A 22486-nucleotide genomic window follows, 5' to 3' on the forward strand; every position below is an offset into this window, starting at 1 on the left:
GATGGTGGCGAAGCAGCGGCGGATCGTGGTCGGCGTGGACGGCTCGGCGAGTGCCGCGCAGGCGCTGCGCTGGGCGATCGAGCAGGCCCGGGTGACCGGGGCCGACGTGGTGGAGGCGGTGATGGTCTGGGAGCTGCCGGCCGGCTACGCGTTCGCCGGCGGCATGGTGCCGCCGCCCCCGGCCGAGCTGGACCCCGAGCGGCTCGCCGCCCAGGTGCTGGCCGAGGCCGTGCGGGAGGTGACCGGGGGAGAGCCGGCGGTGCCGGTGCGCGAACTGGTGCTGCCCGGGCCCGCCTCGGTCGCGCTGCTCGGCCAGGCGAAGGGAGCCGAGCTGCTGGTGGTCGGCAGCCGGGGGCTGGGCGGCTTCGCCGGGGTGCTGCTCGGCTCGGTCAGCCGCCACGTGGTCGAGCACGCGCCGTGCCCGGCGGTGGTGGTCCGGGCCAGGTCGGGGGAGCACCACGGCGGTGACGAACCGGCCGGTGACGGATGACCGAGCGCCCGCCACCGCACGTCGACCCGGTGGAGGCGATGGCCGCCACCGGGATCGGCTGCTTCGAGTGGGACCCGGCCACCGAGCGGTTCACCCTGGACCCCGTCGGCCTGGCCGTCTTCGACCTGCGACCGGACGAGTACGACGGCATGGCGGCCGGGCTCACCCGGCGGATCCCGGTGGAGGAGGTGATCCGGCTCTTCAAGCTGGTGGAGGACATCCGCGCCGGGCGCAGCGACTCGTACAGCAGCTACTTCCGGATCCGCCGCCGCGACGGCTCGATGCGCTGGACCCACACCCAGGGGCAGGTGGTCCGCGAGCCCGGCCGCGAGGGCATCCGGGTGGTCGGCGTGGTGCGCGACGCGACCGCGGAGCTGGCCCACTCGGCACTGCGGCTGATGGCCGAGGACGACCGCCGGCGCCAGGAGACGGCGCTGGGCGAGGTGGCGCAGGCGCTCGGTGAGGCGCTCACCGTGGAGGACGTGGTGCTGGCGCTGACGGGTGACCAGAGCATGCGCCGGCTCGGCGCGCAGGGCATCACCCTGGGCGTGGTGGACCAGGGGCGGATCAAACTGGTCGGGGCGGTCGGGCAGGTGAACGTCCGGGTCCGCGCGCTGCACCAGGCCCGGCTGACCGAGCCCCGGCCGCTGAACGACGTGGTCCGCTCGGGTGAGCCCGCCTTCTTCACCTCGCGCCAGGTGTTCGTGCGCCGCTACCCGGACCTGGCCGACCAACTGCAGGACAGCCTGGCCACCGCCGCCGCCTTCCTGCCGTTGACCGCGCAGGGCCGTCCGATCGGCGCGCTCGCCCTGGTCTACGAGGGCAAGCGCAGCTTCAGCAGCGAGGACCGCACCCTGCTGACCACGCTGGCCAGCGCCATCGCCCAGTCCCTGCAGCGCGCCATGCTGGTCGACCAGTCCCGGGAGATCGCGGCCGGGCTGCAGAACGCGATGCTGCCGCGCCGGCTGCCCCGGCTGGTCGGCGGCGTGCTCGCGGTGCGCTACCGCACCGCGCGCGAGGGCGTCTGGATCGGTGGCGACTGGTACGACGCGCTGCCGCTGCCCGGCGGCGTGGTCGGGGTGGCGATCGGCGATGTGCAGGGGCACGACACCGAGGCCGCCGCGATCATGGGGCAGCTGCGGATCGCGATGACCGCCTACGCCGCCGAGGGCCACGGCACCGCCGAGGTGCTGACCCGCGCCTCGGCCTTCCTGGCCGAGCTGCACGCCGACCGCTTCGCCACCTGCCTCTACGCCCAGGTCTCGCTGGCCACCGGTCAGGTGAGGGCGGCCAACGCGGGACACCTGCCGCCGCTGGTGCGGCACGCCGACGGCACGGTCGAGCTGATCGAGGTGGCCACCGGCCTGCCGCTGGGTCTGCCCGCCGACTGGTTGCCGAACGGTTACCCGCACACCGACTTCCACCTGGCGCCGGGCGGCACCCTGCTGCTCTACACCGACGGCCTGGTCGAGCGGCCGGGGGAGGACCTGGAGCTGGGCCTGGCCCGGCTGGCCAGGGTGCTGGCGGAGGGGCCCGTGGAGCTGCCAGCGCTGGCCGACCACCTGCGGGACACCCTGGGCGGGCGGCTGGAGGCCGAGGACGACGCCGCGCTCCTGCTGCTGCGCCGACTGGGGCCCGGGGACGAACCGGCGGGCACGGCTGTGCCGGGCGGCTGATGGTCCATCAGCGCCCGGCACTATTCCCTCAGCCCGCGCACTCAGCTCGGAATGCGCGCTCCGGCGGAATTCACTCGCCGGCGGTGAAGCCGGCCTCGTGGCCATCCTCGAACTGGTAGGTCTTGCCGACGGTGCCGTGGCCGGCGATGATGCTGCCGCTGCCGCTGGCGTAGCCCGCGTGGTAACCGCTGATGCTGTGCGCGCTGGCGGCGGTGGCGGTCCCGGCGACGGTCAGTCCGGCGAGGGCAAAGCCGATCAGGGCGGTGCGAAGTCGCATGCGTATTCCCCTTATCCGGCGGGCCGCGGATTTCGGCCCGTGATGACGATGAGAATGCACCACCTGACGACCCGACAGTTAATTGCATACGGACTTTTTCACCCTGATGGCCGCCGAAGACCTTCGAGGTGCGCCGATCAGCCCACCAGCTGCGGCTCTCGGGAGTCCGCTGGCGCCGGGGCCGCCGCCGTGCGCGCCGGCAGCGCGAACATCAGCAGGAAGACCGCCAGCAGGCAGCCGACCAGCCACCAGAGCGCGTGGCTGAAGGCGTGGGTGAAGACCACCCCGACCGCCTGCCCGGGCGCGGCCGTGTCGACCACTCCGAAGAAGGCCACCGAGACCAGGCCGAGGCCCAGCGCGTTGCCCAGCTGCTGGGTGGTGTTGATCAGCCCGGAGGCCGAGCCGGCGTGCTCGCGCGGCACCTCGGCGAGCACCGCGTCGGTCAGCGGCGCCACGATCAGCCCCATGCCCAGGCCCATCACGACCAGTGGCAGCGCCATCTGCCAGGGGTGGATGCCGGTGCCGTACCGGTGCGCCTCGCCGAGGTAGAGCAGCACGCCGGTCGCCATCACCAGCGCGCCGGCTTGCAGCACCTTGCGTCCGAAGCGCGGCACCAGGGCCTGCACCGAGATCCCGGCCGCGGCCGAGACCGCGATCGAGAACGGGACCCCGGTGGTGCCCGCCCGCAACGGGCTCCAGCCCAGGCCGATCTGCATCCACAGCGTCCAGACCAGGAAGAAGATCCCGCAGGTCACCCCGAAGATCAGCTGCACCGCGACGCCGCCGGCGAAACTGCGCACCCGGAAGAGCGAGAGCTCGACCAGCGGTGAGCCGTCCCGGCGGGTCTTGACCCGCTCGTAGGCGACGAAGAGCCCGAGCACCGGCACGCTCAGGCCCATCGAGACGAAGCCCCAGAGCGGCCAGCCGGCCTCCCGGCCCTGGGTGAGCGGGTAGAGCAGCATCAGCAGGCCGAGGCCGGCCAGCGCCATGCCCACCAGGTCGAGCCGCAGGACGCGCTCGGCGCGCGACTCGGTGATGAAGCGCCGCCCGAGCAGCAGCCCGGCCACCCCGACCGGCAGGTTGATCAGGAAGATCGGCCGCCACTGCAGGCCGAACAGGTCCCACTCGGTCAGCAGCGCGCCGAGCAGTGGTCCGCTGACCGCGCCCAGGCCCACCATCGCGCCGAACATGCCGAAGACCTTGCCGCGCTCCTCGGCCGGGAAGGTGGCGTGGATGATCGAGAGCACCTGGGGCACCATCAGCGCGGCCGTGCCGCCCTGCAGGACCCGGGTCGCCACCAGGATCCCGGGGTCGGACGCCAGGCCGCAGAGCGCGGAGGCCACGGTGAAGCCGCCGATGCCGAGCAGGAAGATCCGCTTGCGCCCGTAGACGTCGCCCAGCCGTCCACCGGTGATCAGGCCGATCGCGAAGGCCAGCGCGTAACCCCCGGTGACCCACTGGATCGCGCTGAACGAGGCGCCCAGGTTCCGCTGGATGCTCGGCACCGCGATGTTGACGATGGTCACGTCGACCAGGTCCATGAACGAGGCGGTCATCACGATGGCCAGCGCTATCCAGCGCCGCCGATCGAGTGCTGTCGTCGTGGTCATGAGGTGCAGCGTCTCCTGTTGCGTCGGTGTTCGGTTCGTCGTCCGGACCGACCGTAGCGGCCAACTAGGTCAGCTCCTGTCCCAGTTCTCCGGCATCCTGGATCCCGTGACCGATACCCCGGGCCGGCTGCTGAGCCTGCTCTCCCTGTTGCAGACACCGCGCGAGTGGCCCGGCAGCGAGCTGGCCGAGCGGCTCGGCGTGAGCCCGCGGACCATCCGCCGCGACGTCGAACGGCTGCGGGAGCTGGGCTACCCGGTGCAGGCCACGCTCGGCTCGGTCGGCGGCTACCGACTGGCGGCCGGGCAGGCGATGCCGCCGCTGCTGCTGGACGACGAGGAGGCGGTGGCGATCGCGGTCGGGCTGCGCACGGCCGCCGGCAGCGCGGTCAGCGGGATCGAGGAGGCCTCGGTGCGGGCACTGGCCAAGCTCGCCCAGGTGCTGCCGGCCCGGCTGCGGCACCGGGTGGGGGCGCTGACCGCGGCCACCGTGCCGCTGCCGGGCGGCGGACCGGCGGTCGATCCCGAGCTGCTCGCGGTGCTGGCCGGCGCGGTGGCCGGTCCGGAACGGCTGCGGTTCGGCTATCAGGCGGCGGACGGCGCGGAGAGCCTGCGGCTGGTCGAGCCGCACCGGCTGGTCGCCACCGGGCGGCGCTGGTACCTGGTCGCCTTCGACAACGACCGCGACGACTGGCGGATCTTCCGGGTCGATCGGATCGCGGCGGCGCGGCCCACCGGCGTGCGGGTGGCACCGCGCGAGCTGCCCGCGGCGGACGCCGCCGCGTACGTGTCGGCCAAGCTGCGGCTGCACGCCCAGACCTTCACGGCGGTGGTGCTGCTCGGGCTGCCGCTGGTCCAGGCCCAACTGCGGCTCGGCCAGGCGCCGGTGCGGCTGGAGCCGGTGGACGCGGTGAGCTGCCGGCTGTGCTCGTCGGCCGACACCCTGGAGTGGCTGGCCTTCAGGCTGCTCGCGCTCGGCTGCGAGTTCCAGGTCGAGGAGCCGCCCGAACTCCTCGACCACCTGCGGGAGCTGGGCGAGCGGATCGGCCGGGCCACCGCCCGAGGGGACGGTCGGGCCACCGCCTGACGGGACGGCGCGATCCCCCGTTCGGCGCTGGCGCGCTGCCCGGGGCGGACCATCGGCGGGCGCTAGAGTCCCCCAGGCACGTCAGGGATCCGAAGGAGCGTCAGGTGAAGAACGATCAGGTGGTCACCGGCGGCCCGTGCTGGGTCGAGTTGGGGAGCGCCGATCCGGCGGCGGCCGCCGCGTTCTACCGGGAGCTCTTCGGCTGGCGGGCCGAGACCGATCCCCGTCCGGAGGCCGGCGGCTACACCATGCTGCTGCTCGACGGCGCCCCGGTGGCCGCGCTGACCCCGCTGTACGCGCCGGGACAGCCCACCGCCTGGTCGGTCTCCTTCGCCGTCACCGACACCGACGCCACCGCGGCGGCCGTCACCGCGGCCGGCGGCCAGGTGGTGACGGGGCCGATGGACGTCTTCGACGCGGGCCGGTTCGCGGTGGTCGCCGACCCGGCGCGGGCGGTGTTCGCGCTCTGGCAGCCGCGGCGGTTCGGCGGCGCGGCGGTGTTCAACCGGCCGGGCTCGCTCGGCTGGGTCGAGCTGCTGACCCGGGACGTCCCCGGCGCCCTCCAGTTCTACCCGCGGGTCTTCGGCTGGAGCGTGGCGGCCGGTGAGTGGTACACCCAGTGGGGCGTCGACGGCGCCGACTTCGGCGGGATGATGCGGCTGGACGACCGGGTCCCGGCCGAGGTGCCGCCGCACTGGCGGCCGTACTTCGCGGTCACCGACGTGGACGCCGTGGTGCGGCGGGCCGCCGGCCTCGGCGCCGGCACCCTGCTGGCTCCGATGGATCTGGCCGGCGGTCGGCGGATCGCGGTGCTGAGCGACCCGCAGGGCGCGGGCTTCGGCGTCTACCTGGCCGGTACCGAGGGGTGATGATCCTGCGTACCACCCGTGTCGAAAGTGCCATTGTCTGAGTTATCGTCGGATCATCAGTGCGGCACGGGAGGGGAGGGATGTCCGTGCGGCGCAACCCTGAACACCCCCCTGGAGCACCGCTGTCCCGATGGCGCCGCCGACCGCTGCGCGCGTTCGGCCGGCAGCTGCGGTTCGCGTTCGGCCGCGACCTCGGGCCGCTCGGTCGGCAGCTGGATCGCGTCCGCAGCCGGGGGCAACTGCTCACCGTGCTCGGCCTGCTGACCGCGCTGCTGCTCGGCTCACTGCTGGCCGTACGCGGTGTGGCGAGCGCGCCCCGGCAGGTGGCCGCCCGCGCCGCCCAGCTGCACCGGGTACGGGCCGAGGTGCTCGGTCCGCCCCGGCCTGACGCCAGCTCACCCGGCTTCCGCTTCAACGGCGGCGACCGGGTGACGGTGGCCTGGGAGTATCCCGCCGGGCACAGCGGCACCGGCCGGGTCGCGCTGAACCGTCCGGCGTCGGCGGGCGCCACGCTGCCGGTCTGGGTGACCGACGACGGACGCCTCGGTTCGCCGCCGCCGACCACCGCGGGCCTGGTCCTGCTGGCAATCGGATTCGGCGGTGGCGCCTGGCTGCTGGCGAGTGCGGCGGTCCTGGCCGGCCACGCGATGCGCCGCCGCGCGCTGGAGCGCCGCTGCCTGCGCGAGTGGGCCGAGGGCTGGTCGGTGGTCGAGCCGCGCTGGTCGGGCCGGTTGAACGGCCGCCCGGGCAACCCGGCGCCCTGACCACTCGTGCCGCTGGGGTAGCCGGCGCGCTCGGCGGGCGCGCCGGCTACCCCAGCGGCGGCAGCTCGGCGCGGGCGTGCCGGCCCAGCCGGTCCAGCGCGTCCACCATGGCGGTGGCCTCGGCGGGGGCGAGGGCCCCGTGCAGCAGCCGTTCGGCCTCCCTGGTGTGGGCGGCGGCGGCCGTGAGCAGGGTGCGCTCGCCCTGCTCGGTCATGGCGACCAGTTGCACCCGCCGGTCGGTCGGCGAGGGGGTCCGGGTCACCAGGCCGACCTCGGTCATCCGGTCGATCAGCCGGGTGGCGCCGCCGCTGGTGAGCACCAGGCCGCCGGAGAGCCGGCTGACCGGGGTACCGCCGGGCTGGGCGGCCAGGATGAGCAGCACCTCGAACATCGAGTGGCTGATCCCGGCAGCCCGTTGGATCGCGCCGGCGAGCAGCCGTTCGATCAGCGCGGAGGTGTTGAGCAGCACGCCGACCGCCTGGATCCCCGGGTCGGCGGCCACCTGCGCGACGCTGCGGGGCTGCTGGTCGGGCTCGGGCACGCTGGATCTCCCTCGGCATCGTCGGGTTCGGCGGGTCCGTCAGGTTCGCCGGGTCCGTCGGGTCCGTCAGGTTCGCCGGGTCCGTCGGGTCCGTCAGGTTCGGCAGGTTCGTCGGCCCCTATCGTGGCCAGTGGGGCGGCGCCGGTCCAGTCGGTGCCGGTGCCGCCCGCCGCGGCCGGACGGCCAGCCCGGTCAGTAGCCGCAGGTGAACCGCTCGCCGAGGTGCGCCGGCCGCTCGATCTCGTCGACCACGGCGACCGCGTAGTCCTCGACGGAGATCTTGCTGTTGCCGTCCGCGGCGGCGACCACGTCGTCCTGGGCGGTGCGGTAGGAGCCGGTCCGGTCACCGGGCTCGATCAGCGCCGCCGGGCTGAGGCTGGTCCAGGCCACGTCGCTGACGGTGCGGTAGTAGTCGAGGGCGTCGCCGTGCGCGTGCATGATCTGCAGCAGCCAGTCGGGCAGGCCGGGGGCGTCCCAGACCAGCGTGCCGTCGGGGGTGCGCAGCGAGCCGGCGCCGCCGACCGCGATCAGCCGCGGCGCCTGGTCGCCGAGCGCGCGCAGGCCCGTCACCAGGGACCTGGCGGCGGGCTCGATGGTGGCCAGGTGGCCCGGGCCGTCCCCGCCGCCGACCGCGCTGACCAGCGCGTCCTGCCCGGCGGCCGCGGCGTGGACCGAGGCCGGGTCGAGCACGTCGCCCTGGGTGACGGTGAGGGCGGGGGAGCTCTCGGTGATCTTGGCGGGGTCGCGGACCACGGCGGTGACCTGGTGGCCGCGGCTCAGCGCCTCGCGCACGACGGCGCTTCCGATGGTGCCGTTGGCGCCGAAGACAGCGATCTTGGACATGCGAGGTCCTCCTCTAGGGATGCTGCGGGACTGACGAGCGGTGGGACTGACGAGCGGGTGGGGCCGATGGGCGGTAGCGACCATCATCTGAGTCAACAGTATCTGAGCAGTCAGGTATTTCCGTCCGGTCAGGATTCTTTCGGCAGCAGGGCCCGCACCGCCTCGACGGTGTCCGCCTCGGCGGCGGGTTTGTCCTCGCGGTAGCGCAGCACCCGCGCGAAGCGCAGCGTGACCCCCGCCGGATAGCGCGAGGAGCGCTGCACCCCGTCGAAGGCGATCTCCACCACCAGCTCGGGCCGCACCCGCACGCCCCAGGCCGGCCGCTCCACCGCGAGCCGGGCCAGCCGCTCGGTCTGCCAGGCGAGCAGGACGTCGGTCAGTCCCTTGAAGGTCTTGCCGAGCATCGCGAACGATCCGTCCACACGCCGTGCGCCCAGGTGCAGGTTCGACAGGCGGCCCGCGCGCCGCCCGTGGCCCCACTCGGCGGCCAGCACCACCAGGTCCAGCGTGTGCACGGGCTTCACCTTCAGCCAGGCGGTGCCGCGCCGTCCGGCGGTGTAGGGCGCGTCCAGCGCTTTGACCACCACGCCTTCGTGGCCCTGGTCGAGGGCCGCCGCGGCGAACTCGCCCGCCGCCCGCCGGGTGGCCGGCTCGGCGGGGGTCGCCGCCACCAGCCGGCGCACCCGCAGTGACCCGGGCACCAGGCGGGCCAGTTCGGCGTGCCGCTGCTCGGCGGGCAGCTCCAGCAGGTCCCGGCCGTCCACCGCGAGCAGGTCGAAGAAGACCGGGGAGAGCGGCAGTGACGCGGTGGCGCCGGGGACGTCCAGCCGTGAGCCGACCCGGCCGGCGGTCTCCTGGAACGGACGGGGCCGGCCGGCCGCGTCCAGCGCGATGACCTCGCCGTCCAGCACCGCCTGCTCGGCCGGCAGGGCCAGCGCGGCGGCCGCCACCTCGGGCAGCCGGTCGGTGATCTCCTCCAGGGTCCGGGTGAAGACCCGCACGACCGCTCCGTCCCGGTGCACCTGGATCCGGATCCCGTCCAGCTTCTGCTCCACCGCGCACGGGCCGAGCCGGTCCAGCGCCTCGTCGACGCTCTTGGCGGCGTGCGCGAGCATCGGCAGCACCGGGCGGCCCACCAGCAGGCGGAACCGCGCCAGCGCCGGCGGCCCGTCCGCCAGCAGCGCCCCGGCCACCGCGCCCAGCGTGCCGCCGAGCATCACCGCCCGGCGCACCTGCTCGGCGGGAGCGCCGCCCGCTGCCGCCAGGGCCTCCACGGCGACGGCGTCCAGCGCGCCCTGGCGCACCTCGCCGCCCAGCAGCCGGAGCAGGAACTCCTGCTCGGGGCCGGTGGCCGCGCCCAGCAGCCCGGTCAGCAGCCGCCGCCGCTCGGCCTGCGCGCCCGTGCCGCGCACGGCCGCCAGCTCCGCCAGCGCGGCGTCGACCTGGTGGACCGTCAGGGTGGCGGCGGGGGCGGGCGGGACCGGCCGGCCGAGCACGCTCCAGCCCACGCCGAGCCGGCCCTGCGGCAGCCGACCGGCCAGGTAGGTGATCACCGTGGGTGCCTCGGCCGGCTCGGTGGCGCTGAGGAGTTCGGCCAGCAGCGCGACCTTCCGCGAACGGGCCGAGGTGGCGGCGACCTCGCGCGAGGTCCGGGCGAGGTCGGCCAGCAGCATGGACCCATGCTCGCCCGGCCGTTCGGGCGTGGCGCCGGTGACACGCCGCCAGGGGTGGCCGAGGGCGGATCCCCGCACCCTCGCCGGTCGGCCGTCCGCCCGGTCCGCTGTCCCGTCCACCTGATATTGTATGCGCAAATCAGAATACTTATACAGATGGGGGTGGTGTGATGAACCGGCCGCTGCCGCGGGGGTTCCTCTCCTGGACGGCCAACATGGGCCTCAAGGACGACGCGGACGACTTCGCGCTCGTCGTCTCCGAGGCGCCCGCCGTCTCGGCCGCGGTCTTCACCCGCTCCCGGTTCGCCGGGCCGAGCGTGCTGCTGAGCCGGGGCGACGCGGCCCGGCAGGACGCCCGGGGCATGGTGGTGATCTCCCGCAACGCCAACGTGGCCACCGGACGGGCCGGCGCGGACAACGCCGCCGAGGTCCGCCGGCTGGCCGCGGCGGCGGCCGGGGTGGCGCCGGAGCAACTGGTGATCGGCTCCACCGGGGTGATCGGCCGGCCCTATCCGATGGAGTCGATCCGGGCGGGTGTGGCGGAGCTCCCCGCGCGGCTGCCCCCCGCCGACTTCCAGGCGGCCGCCGCGGCGATCATGACCACCGACACCCGGGCCAAGTCGGTCCACCTGCGCTGCGGCGACGCCGTGCTGGTGGGCATCGCCAAGGGCGTCGGGATGATCGAGCCGAACATGGCCACCCTGCTGACCTTCTTCTTCACTGACGCCGAGCTGCCGGCCGGCGAGCTGGACGCGGTCTTCCGGCGGGTGATGGACCGCACCTTCAACGCGCTCAGCATCGACACCGACACCTCGACCAGCGACACCGCCGCGGTCTTCGCCAACGGCCTGGCCGGGCCGGTCGACCCCGCCGCCTTCGAGGCCGTGCTCCACCGGGCCGCGCTGGCCCTGGTCCGCGACATCGCCTCGGACGGCGAGGGCGCGAGCAAGCTGATCGAGGTCGAGGTCACCGGCGCCCGGGACACCGCGCAGGCCAAGCGGGTGGGCAAGGCGGTGGTCAACTCCCCGCTGGTGAAGACCTCGGTGTACGGCGCCGACCCCAACTGGGGCCGGGTGGCGATGGCGATCGGCAAGCTGGACGACGACCTCGACCTGGACCCGGCCAAGGTGGCCATCCGCTACGGGGCGCTGGCCGTGTTCCCCGAGGAGCCGGACGACGAGCTGCTCGCCCGGGCCCGCGCCTACCTGGGCGGGAGCGAGGTCGTGATCGGGATCGACCTCGGTCTCGGGGACGCCGGATTCACCGTCTACGGCTGCGATCTGACGCCGGGCTACGTCGAACTGAACTCCGGCTACACCACCTGACGCTTGGTCAGCCAGTCGGCGAAGGCCGCCAGCGCCGGCTCCGGATCGGCGCGCCCCACTCCGATCCGGAACCGGTCGGTCGGCGTCGCGGTGAGCTCCGAGCGGTAGACCGAGGCCGGCAGCAGCAGCACCCCGGCCTCCTGGACCAGCCGGCCGCAGAACTCCTCGACCCCCTCCCGGCCCAGGTACCGGGGGAAGGCCACGCAGCCGCCGTCCGGCGCGGACCACTCGAAGAGGTCGCCGAACTCGGCGAAGAAGGCCTCGAAGAGCGGCAGGTTGGCGGCGATGGTCGAGCGGCTGCGCGCCACCAGGGTGTCCCGGGCCTTCAGCGCGATCCGGGCCAGCACCTCGCTCGGCGCCGAGGAGCAGATCGTGGTGTAGTGCTTGGCCCGCTCCAGTTCGCTCAGCAGTTGCCGGTCGCGGCAGGCGATCCAGCCGATCCGCAGCCCCGGCAGCCCCAGCGACTTGGAGGTGACGTTGAGCGAGAGCGCCCGCTCCGACAGGTCGACGGCCTGCGGCAACCGCGTCGAGGGGTCGCGCTCCAGGCCGCGGTAGACCTCGTCGCTGAACAGGCGGATGCCGCGCTCGTCGCAGATCCGGGCCAGCTCACGGAAGTCCGCGGCGGTGATCAGCTTGCCGGTCGGGTTGTTCGGGAAGTTGACCGAGACCACCTTGGTGTTCGGGCGCAGCGCCGCGACCAGCCGGTCCAGGTCCAGGGCCCAGTCGCGGGCCGCGTCCAGGGCCACTCCGGTCACCGCGCAGAGCGAGCGCGGCACGGTCTCGGCGGACTGGTAGTTGGGAGTGACGACCACCGCGTGGTCCTCCGGACCGAGCAGCGCCCGCATCGCCAGGTAGAGGCCCTCCTCCGCGCCCGCGAAGCAGAGCACGTCCTGCGGGCCGGCCAGGTCGTAGGTGTCCGCGATGGCCTGGCGCAGCCCGGGATCGCCGTAGGTCTCGGTGTACCCCAGGGTCAGCGTCTCCCAGGCCCGCGCGTCCTCCTCGTCCGCCAGGGCGAGCAGCTCGGCCATCGCCATGGTCTGCGCGTCGGAGGCGGTCAGGTGGTAGCGGGCGGTGAACTCCCAGCGGGAGAGGTAGGTTTCGAGCCGGAATTCGGGCAGTCTGGTCATCCGTGGGTCTCCCTCCGTGTGCGGAGAGTTCCCCGCCGTGCCTGGACGGTACGTCCGGACCGGGCGACCTGTCGAGATCCTGCCCGCCAGGGGCGCGGCCGGCTGCCCGGCGGTCCCGTCCGGGGGAGCAGACTGGAGGCATGTGCCGAAGCATCAAGACCCTCCGTCCGCCCGTGCAGCCCGAGGTCACCGAGGAGGACATCCACGCCGCGGCGCTCCAGTACGTCCGCAAGGTCTCCGGGTTCCGGGCCCCGGCCGCGCACAACCGCGCGGTCTTCGACCAGGCCGTCGCGGCCGTCGCCGCGGCCACTGCCGCGCTGCTGGCGGGCCTGGAGGTGCGCGGTTCGGGTGGTCGGGCGTCCGAGTAGCCGGAACGCGGGACGCCCGTGGCGCCGGCCTGGCGGGGCCGGTGCCACGGGCGCGACGGTGTGCCGCAGGGTCAGCGCTGCGCGCTGCGGCGACGGGTGAAGAGGACCGCGCCGACGCCGGCGGCGATCAGCACCGCGCCGCCGACACCGAAGGTGACCAGCTGGCCGCCGTTGGTGCCGGTGAAGGCCAGGCCGGTGGGCGTGGCGGAGACCGGCTGGACCGACGGCGAGCCGACCAGCTCATCGGTGGTGACCGGCGAACCCGAGGGCGCGGGCGCCGACGGGGTGGCCGCGACGGCGGCCGGGGCCGACGCCGAGGAACTCGGCTTGGTCGAGGTGCTCACCGAGGCCGAGGCCGACGGCGAGGTGCTCGTCGAGGCCGAGACGGAGGGTGAGGGGCTGGTGGAGCCCGAGGTGGAGGCCGACGGGCTCGGCGAGCCGGAGGGGCTCGACGAGGTGCTGCCCGAGGGCGAGGGGCTGGTGGAGGTCGAGGCGGAGGGCGAGGGGCTGGTGGAGCCCGAGGCGGAGGCCGACGGGCTCGCGCTCTGCGAGGGGGTGGGCGTCGGGGTGCCCTGGCAGGCGGTCCCGCCGTTCCACGCGCTGATCAGGCTGTTCGAGAAGACCCCGTTGGGGTACTTGGGCAGTGGCCCGTTGCCCTTGGTGCCGTCGAACTTGGTGCCGCCGCTGTAGAGGTCGATCTGGCCGAAGCACGGCGGCAGGCTGCCGCTGACGTCCAGCTTCGCCTGACGGTGGCTCTGGGAGAGCGTGGTGGTCGCCCAGCCCAGGAAGCTCTGGGTGCCCGAGGTGGGCCAGGTCGGGCCCTCGGTGCTGTAGGACGCCAGCGAGATCTGGTACGAGCAGCCCTTGCTGATGTCGCCGTCCAGCTTGACCTGGATGGTGCCGTGCGGCTGGGCCATCCGGTCGCCGTTCTGCCAGGTGGCGCCGTTGTCGACGGAGTACTCGACCGTCGCGCTGTCGCAGTGGTCGACCTCGTGGGCCTGGGCGGGCCCGGCGGTCAGGAGGGGGGCGGTCACGGCTATGCCGAGCGCCGCCAGTGCCGGAAGAGTCCGGCGCAGGGGGTGGTGCACGGGTGTTGCTCCCTGAACGTAGGTGCACAGTGTGGTGTGGCGCACCGCCCCGGCGGGTCCGTGGACCGGCCGGGGCCATTGCGTCTGAGAGCGGGACGATATCCGACGGTGTGCCCGGTCTTGCGACCGGGGCGGAGGCTGTGCCTGACGCGTCGTCGGCGTGCGGCCTGACGGTCCGTCATCTTGGATTCACGTGGCATTCAGGCAGTATTCAGCCGACGGTCAGCGGACATTCAGCTGATGGGGGCTCAGTCGGCCAGCTCGGGGTCGACCGGCGGGTGCGGTGCCGAGTGGCGGCCGACCAGGCCGAGCAGCCTCGTCTGCGGGTCGGCGTTCGGCGCGGTCGGTACCGGGGCGGCGAAGCGCTCGGTGGCGGCCAGCCGGTCCGCGTACGGAGCGACCTCGTGCAGCCCGAACTCCACGAGCTCCGGTGCCAGGTGGCTGTCCTGGCCGGTGGCCCTGGCCAGGTCCCAGGTGTGCACCACCAGGTCGATGGTCAGCTGGGTGCAGTAGTCCAGCGCCGACCGGTCGCCGTAGGACAGGTGCACGGTCAGGGCCAGGGCGTCCGGCACGGCGAACGCCGCCCGGGCGCCGGCCGCCGCGCGGGCCCAGCCGGCGGCCGGGTCCGCGCCCAGCACATCGCCCTCGAAGCGGTCGCCGACCTCGGCCGGGGTCGCGCCGAGCAGCAGCTCCGGGGCCCAGAGCTGCTCGGCCGCCACGTGGTTGACCAGGTCCCGCACCGACCACCCCGCGCACGGGGTCGGTGCCTGCCACTGGTTGCGGGCCACTGCCGGCACCCGGCGGCCGAAGGAGGCCAGCGCCTCGGCGTACAGGCGCAGGACCTCGCGGTGGCGCCGCTCGGCGCGCTCGCGGCTCATCGGCCGCCCGTCCTGCCGTGCCGGGGTGCCGTGGGCCGCTGCCGGACCTGACCGGTCACCGGGGGGTGGCCTCGATCCGGGCGGCGGCCTCCCGGGCGCGGGCGCCGGAGCGGGTGCGGCCGGCGGTGACCAGGCGGTTCGGGAAGCGGCGCAGGTACTCCGCCTCCAGCTCCGCCGAGCGCTCGGTGTGGTGCCGCAGCGCCTCGTCGGAGCCGTACAGGAAGGTCTCGTGCCTGGTCCGGTGGAGCTGTTCCAGCTCATGCAGCAGCCGCTCGTCCAGCAGGCTGCGGGCGGCGACTCCCTCGGACGCGCCGTCCGTGGTGGCGGTCAATCGCATGGCGGGTGCCTCCTCGGTGTCGACCTCGCGGGTCGCGACCCCCCTGTTACCCCGGTGCCCCCTGCGGAGCGTCGGAAACTGGGCCGGACGGGTGGCGTGGCGCCGTCTCGCGGACGGCGAGCAGCCGGGTGCCGATCTCCTGCAGGTCCGCGCGCCGCAGCGCGGCCCGCAGCTGCGGGAACCACTCCCGCTCCTCCTGGCTCATCTGCTGGGCGGCGGCCGACAGCAGCGAGTCCACCAGTCCGGTGAACGCCGGGTCACCGACCCCGCGCCCCGACACCTCCTCGCAGAGCCGGTCGATCGCCCGGTGGTCCCGGTAGCCGCGCAGCGCCTCGTGCGCCGGATCCCGCAGCAGGGCGACGACCTGCGGATACAGCACCTCGTCCACCAGGTAGGAGTGGACCGTGAGGTCGTGCACGATGTGCTGCGCGAGGTCCACGCGGGCCGCGGCATCGGCGGGCCCGACCGCGCGGTACTCCTTGAAGAGCCGCTGCAACTCCTTGTGCTCCTGCTTCAGCAGCACGATCGCGTCGCTGGACATCCGCTCTCACCTTCTCGGCCTCGCGTCTCCCCTGAGAACGATGGTGCCAAAACGAACGGTCCGCCGGGCGGCGCGGCCGATCGGGTGGGGCCGGCCGGCGGTGGGAGCCGATCGGCGGAGGGCCTCACGGCAGCGGGATGCGGCCGCGCAGGATCTCGTGCCACAGGCGGCGCAGCCGGGGCGGCGGACCGGTCGGATCCGGTGCGGGGGTGCGCCCGGCGGCGAGCGCGGCGGCCTCGGCCACCCGGTCGCGGCTGCGCCGCCACTGCTCGAATCTTCGCTCCAGCACCGGATCCTCGGCTACCAGCCGGGTCTCGATCCGCCGACTCTCCCGAGCCTCCTGCCGTGAGAGGACCATGATCCTCACCTGCTGTCCTTTCGGCCCTTCCACCATGGGGCGCGCCTTCGGGCCTCAGTGCTCCGGCGCCCCGCCGTCGGCCAGCAGCTGTGCCAGGTCGTAGCCGACCGGCTCCTCCAGCTGGCCGTAGTCACAGCTGCGCGGGGACCGGTCGGGGCGCCACCGCTGGAAGCGCGTGGTGTGCCGGAACCTGGTCCCTTCCATGTGATCGTACGCGACCTCGCAGACCAGTTCAGGGCGGAGCGCGACCCACGCTGCGCTCTTGGCGCGCTCGCCGTCCTTGCCGCCGCTCCACCGGCTGGGCGCCCCGGGCATCCGGTTCGCCTCGTGCGCGCTCTCCTCGGTCCAGGCCGCCCACGGGTGCGCGCTCGCGTCGGCCAGGCGCAGCGGGGCCAGCTCCTCGGCCAGCTGCCGCCGCCGGGCGGCGGTGAACGAGGAGCAGACGCCGACGTGCTGCAGCACACCGGCCGCGTCGTACAGCCCGAGCAGCAGGGAGCCGACGCCCTGGCCGTCCTTGTGTTCGCGGTAGCCGGCCACCACGCAGTCGGCGGTGCGGCCGTGCTTGATCTTGAACATCGAACGGATGCCGGGCCGGTAGGGCGCGTCCAGTGGCTTGGCCATGATCCCGTCCAGGCCCGCGCCCTCGAAGCGGGTGAACCACTGCCGGGCCAGCTCCCGGTCGGTGGTGGCCGGCGCCAGGTGCACCCAGGGGCCCGCACCGGCCAGGGCCCGGGTCAGCGCCGTGCGGCGCTCGGCCAGCGGCAGGGCCAGCAGCGACCGGTCCGCCAGCGCCAGCAGGTCGAAGGCGATGAAGCTGACCGGCTTCTCGGCGGCGAGCTTGCGCACCCGGGAGGCCGCCGGGTGGATCCGCTCCTGCAACTCCTCGAAGTGCAGCCGTCCGTCGTGGGCCAGCACGATCTCGCCGTCCAGCACGCAGCGCGGCGGCAACTCGGCCCGCAGGGCGTCCAGCAGCTCGGGGAAGTAGCGCGCCAGCGACTTGCCGGTGCGGCTGGCCACCTCCACCTCGTCCCCGTCGCGGAAGACGATCGCCCGGAAGCCGTCCCATTTGGCCTCGTAGTGCATGCCGGCGGGGATCTCGGCGACCGCCTTGGCCAGCATCGGGGCGAGGGGAGGCAGCACGGGAAGGTCCATGGCACCGATGGTGCGCCACCCCCGCGCGGGCCGCAGCGCGGGCCGCGGCCCGGGAGTCTAGCGTGGAGCCATGGCTTCTTCGGACGCGGTCGAACTGCAGGTGGGGGAGCGGACGGTCAGGCTCTCCAGCCCCGGGAAGGTGTACTACCCGGGGCCCGGCTACACCAAGCTGGACGTCGCGCGGTACTACCAGGCGGTCGCGCCCGCGGTGCTGCGCGGGCTGCGGGACCGGCCGACCACGCTGCAGCGCTTCCCGGACGGCGTCGAGGGCGAGTTCTTCTACCAGAAGCGGGCGCCCAAGAACACGCCCGACTGGCTGCCGACCGCCCGGATCGCCTTCCCCAGCGGACGGTTCGCCGACGAGATCTGCCCGGGTGAGCCGGCCGCCGTGCTCTGGGCGGCCAACCTCGGCTGCCTCACCTTCCACCCCTGGCCGGTCCGCCGCGGGGACACCGACCGGCCCGACGAGCTGCGCCTGGACCTCGACCCGCAGCCCGGCACCGACTTCACCGACGCCGTGCGGGCCGCCCACCAACTGCGCGAGGTGCTCGCCGAGTGCGGGCTGACCGGCTGGCCCAAGACCTCCGGCGGACGCGGCCTGCACGTCTACGTGCCGATCCACCCGGCCTGGCACTTCGCCGAGGTGCGGCGCTGCGCGATCGCGCTCGGCCGGGCGCTGGAGCGGCGGATGCCCGAGCAGGTCACCACGCACTGGTGGAAGGAGGAGCGGGGGGTGCGGGTCTTCGTCGACTACAACCAGATGGCCCGCGACCGCACCATCGCCTCGCCCTACTCGCTGCGCGCCCGCCCCGAGGCCACCGTCTCCACCCCGCTGACCTGGGCGGAGCTGGACGAGGCGGCGCCCGGCGACTTCACGCTGCGCACCGTGCCGGACCGGCTCGCCGAGCTGGGCGATCCGTATGCCGGGATGGAGGGGCAGGCCTTCGGGCTGGAGGCGGTGCTGGAGCTGGCGGAGCGCCAGGAGCGCGACCACGGGCTGGGCGAGCTGCCCTATCCGCCGGACCATCCGAAGATGCCGGGCGAGCCGCCCCGGGTGCAGCCGAGCCGGGCCCGGCCGGAGTGAGAGCAGGAGCAGGAGCAGGAGCAGGAGCAGGGGCAGGAGTGAGTGGCGGCCGGGCGGCTCCGCGGTTCAGCCTTGGGCCGCCGGGTGCCGCTCCTCCGCCGGCGCGGGCAGGGCGGCGCGGGGCGGGCGGCGGCGGGTCGAGCGCAGCGCCACGGCCGCCGCGACGAGGGTGACGGTCACCGCCGTCCACGGCACCACATCGCCCACCCGGTCGTACCAGGTGCGGGCGCTCGGCGCGGGCAGCGCGAGGTGGACGGTGAGCACGCCGCGCTGACCGGTGCCGTAGCGCGCCAGCTCGCGGCCCTGCGCGTCGAAGGCCACCGAGACACCGGTGAGGGCCGCCTGCACCACCGGGCGGCCGGTTTCGGCGGCGCGCAGCGCGGCCAGTGAGGCGTGCTGCGCGGGGGCCCAGCTGTGCTGGAAGGTGGAGGTCGCGGACTGGTAGACGATCAGCTGCGCGCCCTGCAGGGTCGCGGTGCGCGACAGGTCGGGGAAGGCCGACTCGAAGCAGATCAGCACCCCGGTGGGCAGCGGGCGCCCGGTGCGGTCCACCGGCTGGAAGAGGTGGAAGCTGTGGCCGGGAGTGCGGTTCTCGGCCGCCGCCTTGCTGATCCCGGTGAGCCAGCCGAGCGCGGAGCGGAACGGGATGTACTCGCCGAACGGGACCAGGCGCATCTTCGCGTACCGGGCCTGGACACCGGCGGGGTCGATCAGCACCGCGTCCTTGGAGATGGTCCCGTCGGCCTTCCGGGCGTCCTCGTTGACCAGCAGCTCGCTGCCGGTGGCCGCCGAGAGCGCGCGGAGCCGGGCCAGGGTCGCGGTGTCCCTGGCCAGGTCGGTGGTGACACTGCTCTCGCCCCAGACCACCAGGTCGGGGCGGTCGGTCAGCTCCGCGGTGAGCCGGGCCGAGGCCGCCAGCCGGGACGGGCCGTCCGGGGTGATGCCGGGCTGCACCAGGGCCAGGGTGGTGGTGCGCACCGGGCGCGGGGCGGGGGTGAGCGCGAAGGCCAGCGGGCCGGCCAGCAGCAGGGCGGCGGCCGTGACGCCGCCGGCGATCCGGACGGCGGTGCGCTCGGCGATCAGCACGATCAGCACGGCGGTGTTGACCGCGACCACGGCGGCACTGAGCAGCCAGACCCCGCCGATCGAGGCCAGCGCGAGCACCGCCGGATGCTGCCACTGGGTGGCGCCGAGCAGCGCCCAGGGGCCGCCGAGCGCCTGCCAGGAGCGGGCGAACTCGGCGACCACCCAGAGGGAGGGCAGTACGACGAGCGCGGCCAGCGCCCGACGCGCCGTCAGCGGGGGCCGCAGCAGCGCCCAGGTCGCCGCGCCGAGGCCGGTCTGCAGGACGCCGAAGACCAGCGCGATCACCGGCAGCGCCGGGCCCACCGAGGGCAGCAGCCAGTACATCGCGGCCAGCACGTAGCCGGTGCCGAACCACCAGCCGCGCACCGCCGCCTCCCGGGCCCGTGGCGCGGCACGGAAGAGCAGCAGGCCCGGCAGCAGGCCGACCCAGGCCAGCGGCGCCAGGTCGAGCGCGGGGAAGGCGAGCACCGGGAGCATGCCCGCGGCCAGGGAGCCGTAGCGGGCGGGAACGGCGAGCGCGGTGCGAATCGGCATGGGCCGATTGTCCGCTGCCGGGCCTGTCGACACCATGACAGCGGCCCCTTGGGTCGCGCGTGTCGCGTTGCTCACGCCGGTCGGCCGCCCGGGCGTGGCGCCGTCGCCGGGCCCGGGCGCGGCGCCTAACGTGCACCGTAGGGCCGTGCGACCGCGGCGCCGGAGGGCGCCGCGGCCGTGGAGTCGTACGGTCGTTGAGTCGTACGGTCGTTGAGTCATACGGTCGTTGAGTCGTACGGCCGTGGAGCCGGACCGGAGTTGATCCGGCGTCGTTCTGGAGAGGAAGCACGATGGCGGACGAGACCCACACGATGCTCTTCATCACCTTCGCCGACCCCACCGCCGCGCTCGCCGCCTTCGCCGAGGCGAAGGAGCTGCCGGGGGCGCGGCAGGCGGCGGTCCTGCGCCGGTCGGCCGAGGGGCTGCTGGACACGCCCGAGAGCTGGGTGCGCGGGGCGGGCACGCCGACGGTGGCGACCGGGATCGTGGGCGGCCTGCTCGGGCTGTTCGGCGGCCCGATCGGGGTACTGCTCGGCTGGACGGCCGGCACGGTGCTGGGCGGGGCCGCGGAGTTGAGGCAGTTCCAGGACGGGGCCGAGGGGCTGCTGGTGTACAGCAGGGATCTGGCCGAGGGTCACGCGATGCTGATCGTCGAGCTGCACGAGCGGCACCGCGAGCTCGCCGACGAGCTGGCCGCCCGCCATGGCGGCACACTGCTGCGCCGCCCGGCCGACGAGGTGGCGGCGGAGGTCCGGGCCGCCGAGCGGGCGGCGAGCTCGTCGGCTGATGAGCCGGGCGAGGAGCCGGGCGAGGAGTCGGTCGGGCGGGCGGGGCAGGACGACGCGGGCTGAGGCGGTGGTGCGGTGGTGCGGTGGCGCGACAGGGGGCCGGGGCGGCCGGGGCGGGCTGAGAGCGGGCGTCAGCGGATCGCGGTGACCAGCGCGTCGGAGACCGAGCGCCAGGCGACGCCCGCCTCGGCGAAGCCGACCTCGACGAGCCGGGCGGTGTGCCACTCGGCGGGGTGCAGCTCGCCGTCCTTGTGGTCGCGGTAGAGGGCGGAGCGGGCGGCCACCGGCGCGGCCAGGCGCGGATCGGCCGCCGCGGCCTGCCACCACTGGGCCCAGTCGAGCACGCCCTCGCTCCGCTCCTGCTCCTGCCGCCGCTCCTGCTGGGCCTGGTCGAGCGCGTTGAGCAGCGGGGTGTCCGGCTGCCGGGCGCGGTCCGCGTTCAGGAAGACCCCGCCCGGGCGGAGCAGGCCCGTCAGGTCGCGGTAGAGGCGCAGCAGGTCCTGGGAATTGAGCCAGTGCAGGGCGGTCGCGGTGACCACGGCGTCGAACGGGCCGGCGGGCAGGGCGGCGGCCCACCCCGGGTCGCGCAGGTCCGCGGTGACCAGGGTCAGGCGCGGGTCGGCGCCGAAGCTGCCCTCGGCGATGGCCAGCAGCGCGGGATCGAGGTCGACGCCGACGCTGCTCGCCCCGGGCAGCCGGGCCAGCAGGCGGCGGCTGATGCTGCCGGTGCCGCAGGCGAGGTCGAGGACGCGCGGCGCGGGGCCGCCGACCGCCTCGACCACGTCGAGCATCACCCGGAAGCGCTCCTCGCGGTCCGGCAGGTACCACTCCTGCTGCCGGTCCCAGCTGCGCTGCCAGTCCTCCCAGGAGACGTGCTCGGTGTCGAGACCGGGGTCGGCGGGCAGGACGGGGCCGGTGAGCTGAGTGTCGGTCATGGTGCCGCCGATCATGGTGAGGAGAGATGGGTAAGGTGCTCCTGGCGCCTGGAGGTGTTACCCACTCTACTCGGCATCGAGTAAGAGGCAATAGGGTTCTTTGGCTGTTACTTGGCTATTGCTCGGTGGGTGGGACGGCCGCCGATCACCGTGACCGCCTCGGCGCCGGTGCGGCAGCCGGCGGCGGTGGCCGCGGTGAGGTCCGCGCCGCGCAGCCGGGCGGCGAGGAAGGCACCGGCGAAGGCGTCGCCCGCCCCGGTGCTGTCGAGCGCCGCCGCCGGGACGCCCGGCACCCGGGCAACGACGGCGCCGGCCTCGGCGGTGATCGCGCCGGCGGGGCCCAGGGTCACCACCGCCTGCCCGAAGGCGGCGCTGAGTCGTTCGGCGGCGGTGCTCGGATCGGTGGCGCCGGAGAGCAGCCGGGCCTCGGCGAGGTTGGGCAGCAGCAGGTCGACGCCCTCGATCGCGGCCAGGAAGGCGACGGTGCCCAGCTCCTCGATGAAGCCGGTGGAGGCCGGATCGACGCTCACCGGCAGTGCGGCGGCGCGGGCGGCGGTGATCGCGCGCCGGGCCAGCGCGCGGCCCGGCGTGGAGAAGAGCAGGTAGCCGGAGAGGTGCAGGTGTCCGGCGCCGGCCAGCAGGGCCGGGTCCCAGTCCGCGGGGCCCAGGCGCAGGGCGGCGCCGCTGTCGGTCAGGAAGCTGCGCTCGGCGGCCATGTCCACCAGGGCGATCACTGTCGCGGTGGCCAGCTCCTGATCGACCGTCAGCACCGGCCGCACTCCGGCGGCCAGCAGTTCGGCCCGGTGCCAGCTCGCGAAGTCCGCCCCGACCCGGGACAGCAGGCGCGCTTCGGCGCCCGAACGCGCCGCCCAGGCAGCCGTGTTGGCCGCCGAGCCGCCGGGGCGCAGGGTGATCCGGGCGGCGGTGTCGGTGTCCGGGGCGAGCGGCGCGCCGAGCAGGGCGACGATGTCGGTGGCGATGTCGCCGATGACCAGCAGGGCGCCCGGCGCGGGCCTGACCGGCGCGGGCGTCACTGGTGCGGGTGTCACCGGGGCAGG

24 protein-coding genes are annotated in these 22486 nt (G+C 74.7%); 9 read left to right on the plus strand and 15 right to left on the minus strand.

Features of this window, described 5'->3' with window-relative positions; all coding sequences use genetic code 11:
• Position 1 precedes the first annotated feature (1 nt).
• Positions 2 to 490 carry a universal stress protein gene (locus OG455_RS35825; RefSeq protein ID WP_266300443.1) on the plus strand — a complete coding sequence of 163 codons (489 nt, stop codon included), beginning with the start codon at positions 2 to 4 and terminating at the stop codon, positions 488 to 490.
• The gene (locus OG455_RS35830; RefSeq protein WP_266300444.1) at positions 487 to 2166 is read left to right on the plus strand and encodes a SpoIIE family protein phosphatase; all 1680 of its coding nucleotides are present in this window, start codon (positions 487 to 489) and stop codon (positions 2164 to 2166) included. The genes OG455_RS35825 and OG455_RS35830 overlap by 4 nt, the downstream gene beginning before the upstream one ends.
• Positions 2167 to 2236: 70 nt before the next feature.
• On the opposite strand, the gene OG455_RS35835 is transcribed toward OG455_RS35830, so the two are convergent.
• Both OG455_RS35835 and OG455_RS35840 read right to left on the minus strand, forming a co-directional pair.
• Positions 2237 to 2443, minus strand: a complete 207-nt coding sequence (locus OG455_RS35835; protein ID WP_266300445.1) for a hypothetical protein — start codon at positions 2441 to 2443, stop codon at positions 2237 to 2239.
• Between the two features lie 137 nt (positions 2444 to 2580).
• On the minus strand, positions 2581 to 4053 hold the full coding sequence (locus OG455_RS35840) for an MFS transporter (RefSeq protein WP_266300446.1): 1473 nt from the start codon (positions 4051 to 4053) through the stop codon (positions 2581 to 2583).
• A gap of 106 nt (positions 4054 to 4159) precedes the next feature.
• Between OG455_RS35840 and OG455_RS35845 the strand changes: the two genes are divergently transcribed.
• The 3 genes from OG455_RS35845 to OG455_RS35855 all read left to right on the plus strand — a co-directional run bounded on the left by OG455_RS35845 (position 4160) and on the right by OG455_RS35855 (position 6770).
• The gene (locus tag OG455_RS35845; protein WP_266300447.1) at positions 4160 to 5137 is read left to right on the plus strand and encodes a YafY family protein; all 978 of its coding nucleotides are present in this window, start codon (positions 4160 to 4162) and stop codon (positions 5135 to 5137) included.
• Positions 5138 to 5241: 104 nt separating this feature from the next.
• Positions 5242 to 6006 (plus strand): VOC family protein, encoded by a 765-nt coding sequence (locus OG455_RS35850; RefSeq protein WP_266300448.1) that lies wholly within the window; start codon positions 5242 to 5244, stop codon positions 6004 to 6006.
• Positions 6007 to 6092: 86 nt separating this feature from the next.
• The gene (locus OG455_RS35855; RefSeq protein WP_266300449.1) at positions 6093 to 6770 is read left to right on the plus strand and encodes a hypothetical protein; all 678 of its coding nucleotides are present in this window, start codon (positions 6093 to 6095) and stop codon (positions 6768 to 6770) included.
• A gap of 46 nt (positions 6771 to 6816) precedes the next feature.
• Here OG455_RS35855 and OG455_RS35860 read toward each other — a convergent pair whose 3' ends face one another.
• From OG455_RS35860 to OG455_RS35870, 3 genes are all read right to left on the minus strand, one after another.
• Positions 6817 to 7311 carry a MarR family winged helix-turn-helix transcriptional regulator gene (locus OG455_RS35860; RefSeq protein WP_266300450.1) on the minus strand — a complete coding sequence of 165 codons (495 nt, stop codon included), beginning with the start codon at positions 7309 to 7311 and terminating at the stop codon, positions 6817 to 6819.
• Between the two features lie 192 nt (positions 7312 to 7503).
• Entirely contained in the window at positions 7504 to 8154 is a 651-nt protein-coding gene (locus tag OG455_RS35865; protein WP_266300451.1) for an NAD(P)-dependent oxidoreductase, read from the minus strand.
• Positions 8155 to 8282: 128 nt separating this feature from the next.
• The gene (locus OG455_RS35870) at positions 8283 to 9827 is read right to left on the minus strand and encodes an ATP-dependent DNA ligase (protein ID WP_266300452.1); all 1545 of its coding nucleotides are present in this window, start codon (positions 9825 to 9827) and stop codon (positions 8283 to 8285) included.
• A gap of 170 nt (positions 9828 to 9997) precedes the next feature.
• Between OG455_RS35870 and argJ the strand changes: the two genes are divergently transcribed.
• Entirely contained in the window at positions 9998 to 11152 is a 1155-nt protein-coding gene (gene argJ, locus OG455_RS35875; RefSeq protein ID WP_266300453.1) for a bifunctional glutamate N-acetyltransferase/amino-acid acetyltransferase ArgJ, read from the plus strand.
• On the opposite strand, the gene OG455_RS35880 is transcribed toward argJ, so the two are convergent.
• Positions 11140 to 12279: a pyridoxal phosphate-dependent aminotransferase gene (locus OG455_RS35880; RefSeq protein ID WP_266300454.1), complete on the minus strand. Its 1140-nt coding sequence runs from the start codon at positions 12277 to 12279 to the stop codon at positions 11140 to 11142. The two genes, argJ and OG455_RS35880, sit on opposite strands and share 13 nt — an antisense overlap.
• A 140-nt stretch (positions 12280 to 12419) precedes the next feature.
• Between OG455_RS35880 and OG455_RS35885 the strand changes: the two genes are divergently transcribed.
• Positions 12420 to 12647 (plus strand): DUF2277 domain-containing protein, encoded by a 228-nt coding sequence (locus tag OG455_RS35885; protein WP_266300455.1) that lies wholly within the window; start codon positions 12420 to 12422, stop codon positions 12645 to 12647.
• A gap of 71 nt (positions 12648 to 12718) precedes the next feature.
• Here OG455_RS35885 and OG455_RS35890 read toward each other — a convergent pair whose 3' ends face one another.
• The 6 genes from OG455_RS35890 to OG455_RS35915 all read right to left on the minus strand — a co-directional run bounded on the left by OG455_RS35890 (position 12719) and on the right by OG455_RS35915 (position 17001).
• Positions 12719 to 13735: a hypothetical protein gene (locus OG455_RS35890; RefSeq protein ID WP_266300456.1), complete on the minus strand. Its 1017-nt coding sequence runs from the start codon at positions 13733 to 13735 to the stop codon at positions 12719 to 12721.
• Between the two features lie 248 nt (positions 13736 to 13983).
• On the minus strand, positions 13984 to 14613 hold the full coding sequence (locus OG455_RS35895; protein ID WP_266300457.1) for a TIGR03086 family metal-binding protein: 630 nt from the start codon (positions 14611 to 14613) through the stop codon (positions 13984 to 13986).
• Between the two features lie 55 nt (positions 14614 to 14668).
• A complete protein-coding gene (locus OG455_RS35900; RefSeq protein WP_266300458.1) occupies positions 14669 to 14950 on the minus strand; it encodes a DUF6158 family protein in 282 nt (93 codons plus the stop codon).
• 46 nt (positions 14951 to 14996) lie between these two features.
• The gene (locus tag OG455_RS35905; protein ID WP_266300459.1) at positions 14997 to 15491 is read right to left on the minus strand and encodes a hemerythrin domain-containing protein; all 495 of its coding nucleotides are present in this window, start codon (positions 15489 to 15491) and stop codon (positions 14997 to 14999) included.
• A 124-nt stretch (positions 15492 to 15615) separates the two neighbouring features.
• Positions 15616 to 15849, minus strand: a complete 234-nt coding sequence (locus tag OG455_RS35910) for a DUF3040 domain-containing protein (protein ID WP_266300460.1) — start codon at positions 15847 to 15849, stop codon at positions 15616 to 15618.
• A gap of 54 nt (positions 15850 to 15903) precedes the next feature.
• Entirely contained in the window at positions 15904 to 17001 is a 1098-nt protein-coding gene (locus tag OG455_RS35915; RefSeq protein WP_266300461.1) for an ATP-dependent DNA ligase, read from the minus strand.
• A gap of 70 nt (positions 17002 to 17071) precedes the next feature.
• On the opposite strand from OG455_RS35915, the gene ligD reads away from it, so the two are divergent.
• Positions 17072 to 18085: a non-homologous end-joining DNA ligase gene (gene ligD, locus OG455_RS35920; protein ID WP_266300462.1), complete on the plus strand. Its 1014-nt coding sequence runs from the start codon at positions 17072 to 17074 to the stop codon at positions 18083 to 18085.
• A 66-nt stretch (positions 18086 to 18151) separates the two neighbouring features.
• Here ligD and lnt read toward each other — a convergent pair whose 3' ends face one another.
• On the minus strand, positions 18152 to 19705 hold the full coding sequence (gene lnt / locus OG455_RS35925; protein WP_266300463.1) for an apolipoprotein N-acyltransferase: 1554 nt from the start codon (positions 19703 to 19705) through the stop codon (positions 18152 to 18154).
• Between the two features lie 290 nt (positions 19706 to 19995).
• Here lnt and OG455_RS35930 point away from each other — a divergent pair, with 290 nt between their 5' ends.
• Positions 19996 to 20556 (plus strand): histidine kinase, encoded by a 561-nt coding sequence (locus OG455_RS35930; protein WP_266300464.1) that lies wholly within the window; start codon positions 19996 to 19998, stop codon positions 20554 to 20556.
• A gap of 68 nt (positions 20557 to 20624) precedes the next feature.
• Here the strand turns inward: OG455_RS35930 and OG455_RS35935 are convergent, their stop codons facing one another.
• Complete coding sequence (locus OG455_RS35935) at positions 20625 to 21428, minus strand: trans-aconitate 2-methyltransferase (RefSeq protein WP_266300465.1); 804 nt, start codon at positions 21426 to 21428, stop codon at positions 20625 to 20627.
• 107 nt (positions 21429 to 21535) lie between these two features.
• Positions 21536 to 22477 (minus strand): carbohydrate kinase family protein, encoded by a 942-nt coding sequence (locus tag OG455_RS35940; protein ID WP_266300466.1) that lies wholly within the window; start codon positions 22475 to 22477, stop codon positions 21536 to 21538.
• Positions 22478 to 22486 lie beyond the last annotated feature (9 nt).

Origin of the sequence: Kitasatospora sp. NBC_01287, from assembly GCF_026340565.1 — a bacterium.
Classification (GTDB): domain Bacteria; phylum Actinomycetota; class Actinomycetes; order Streptomycetales; family Streptomycetaceae; genus Kitasatospora.

Excerpts from the sequence above, each read along its gene's own strand:
- OG455_RS35910 (WP_266300460.1), bottom strand. The coding sequence starts at position 15,849 with ATGGTCCTCTCACGGCAGGAGGCTCGGGAGAGTCGGCGGATCGAGACC.
- OG455_RS35870 (WP_266300452.1), bottom strand. The coding sequence starts at position 9,827 with ATGCTGCTGGCCGACCTCGCCCGGACCTCGCGCGAGGTCGCCGCCACC.
- OG455_RS35930 (WP_266300464.1), top strand. The coding sequence starts at position 19,996 with ATGGCGGACGAGACCCACACGATGCTCTTCATCACCTTCGCCGACCCC.
- lnt (WP_266300463.1), bottom strand. The coding sequence starts at position 19,705 with ATGCCGATTCGCACCGCGCTCGCCGTTCCCGCCCGCTACGGCTCCCTG.
- OG455_RS35935 (WP_266300465.1), bottom strand. The coding sequence starts at position 21,428 with ATGACCGACACTCAGCTCACCGGCCCCGTCCTGCCCGCCGACCCCGGT.
- OG455_RS35865 (WP_266300451.1), bottom strand. The coding sequence starts at position 8,154 with ATGTCCAAGATCGCTGTCTTCGGCGCCAACGGCACCATCGGAAGCGCC.
- OG455_RS35840 (WP_266300446.1), bottom strand. The coding sequence starts at position 4,053 with ATGACCACGACGACAGCACTCGATCGGCGGCGCTGGATAGCGCTGGCC.
- OG455_RS35830 (WP_266300444.1), top strand. The coding sequence starts at position 487 with ATGACCGAGCGCCCGCCACCGCACGTCGACCCGGTGGAGGCGATGGCC.
- OG455_RS35900 (WP_266300458.1), bottom strand. The coding sequence starts at position 14,950 with ATGCGATTGACCGCCACCACGGACGGCGCGTCCGAGGGAGTCGCCGCC.
- OG455_RS35915 (WP_266300461.1), bottom strand. The coding sequence starts at position 17,001 with ATGGACCTTCCCGTGCTGCCTCCCCTCGCCCCGATGCTGGCCAAGGCG.
- OG455_RS35880 (WP_266300454.1), bottom strand. The coding sequence starts at position 12,279 with ATGACCAGACTGCCCGAATTCCGGCTCGAAACCTACCTCTCCCGCTGG.
- ligD (WP_266300462.1), top strand. The coding sequence starts at position 17,072 with ATGGCTTCTTCGGACGCGGTCGAACTGCAGGTGGGGGAGCGGACGGTC.
- argJ (WP_266300453.1), top strand. The coding sequence starts at position 9,998 with ATGAACCGGCCGCTGCCGCGGGGGTTCCTCTCCTGGACGGCCAACATG.
- OG455_RS35885 (WP_266300455.1), top strand. The coding sequence starts at position 12,420 with ATGTGCCGAAGCATCAAGACCCTCCGTCCGCCCGTGCAGCCCGAGGTC.
- OG455_RS35895 (WP_266300457.1), bottom strand. The coding sequence starts at position 14,613 with ATGAGCCGCGAGCGCGCCGAGCGGCGCCACCGCGAGGTCCTGCGCCTG.
- OG455_RS35835 (WP_266300445.1), bottom strand. The coding sequence starts at position 2,443 with ATGCGACTTCGCACCGCCCTGATCGGCTTTGCCCTCGCCGGACTGACC.
- OG455_RS35825 (WP_266300443.1), top strand. The coding sequence starts at position 2 with ATGGTGGCGAAGCAGCGGCGGATCGTGGTCGGCGTGGACGGCTCGGCG.
- OG455_RS35905 (WP_266300459.1), bottom strand. The coding sequence starts at position 15,491 with ATGTCCAGCGACGCGATCGTGCTGCTGAAGCAGGAGCACAAGGAGTTG.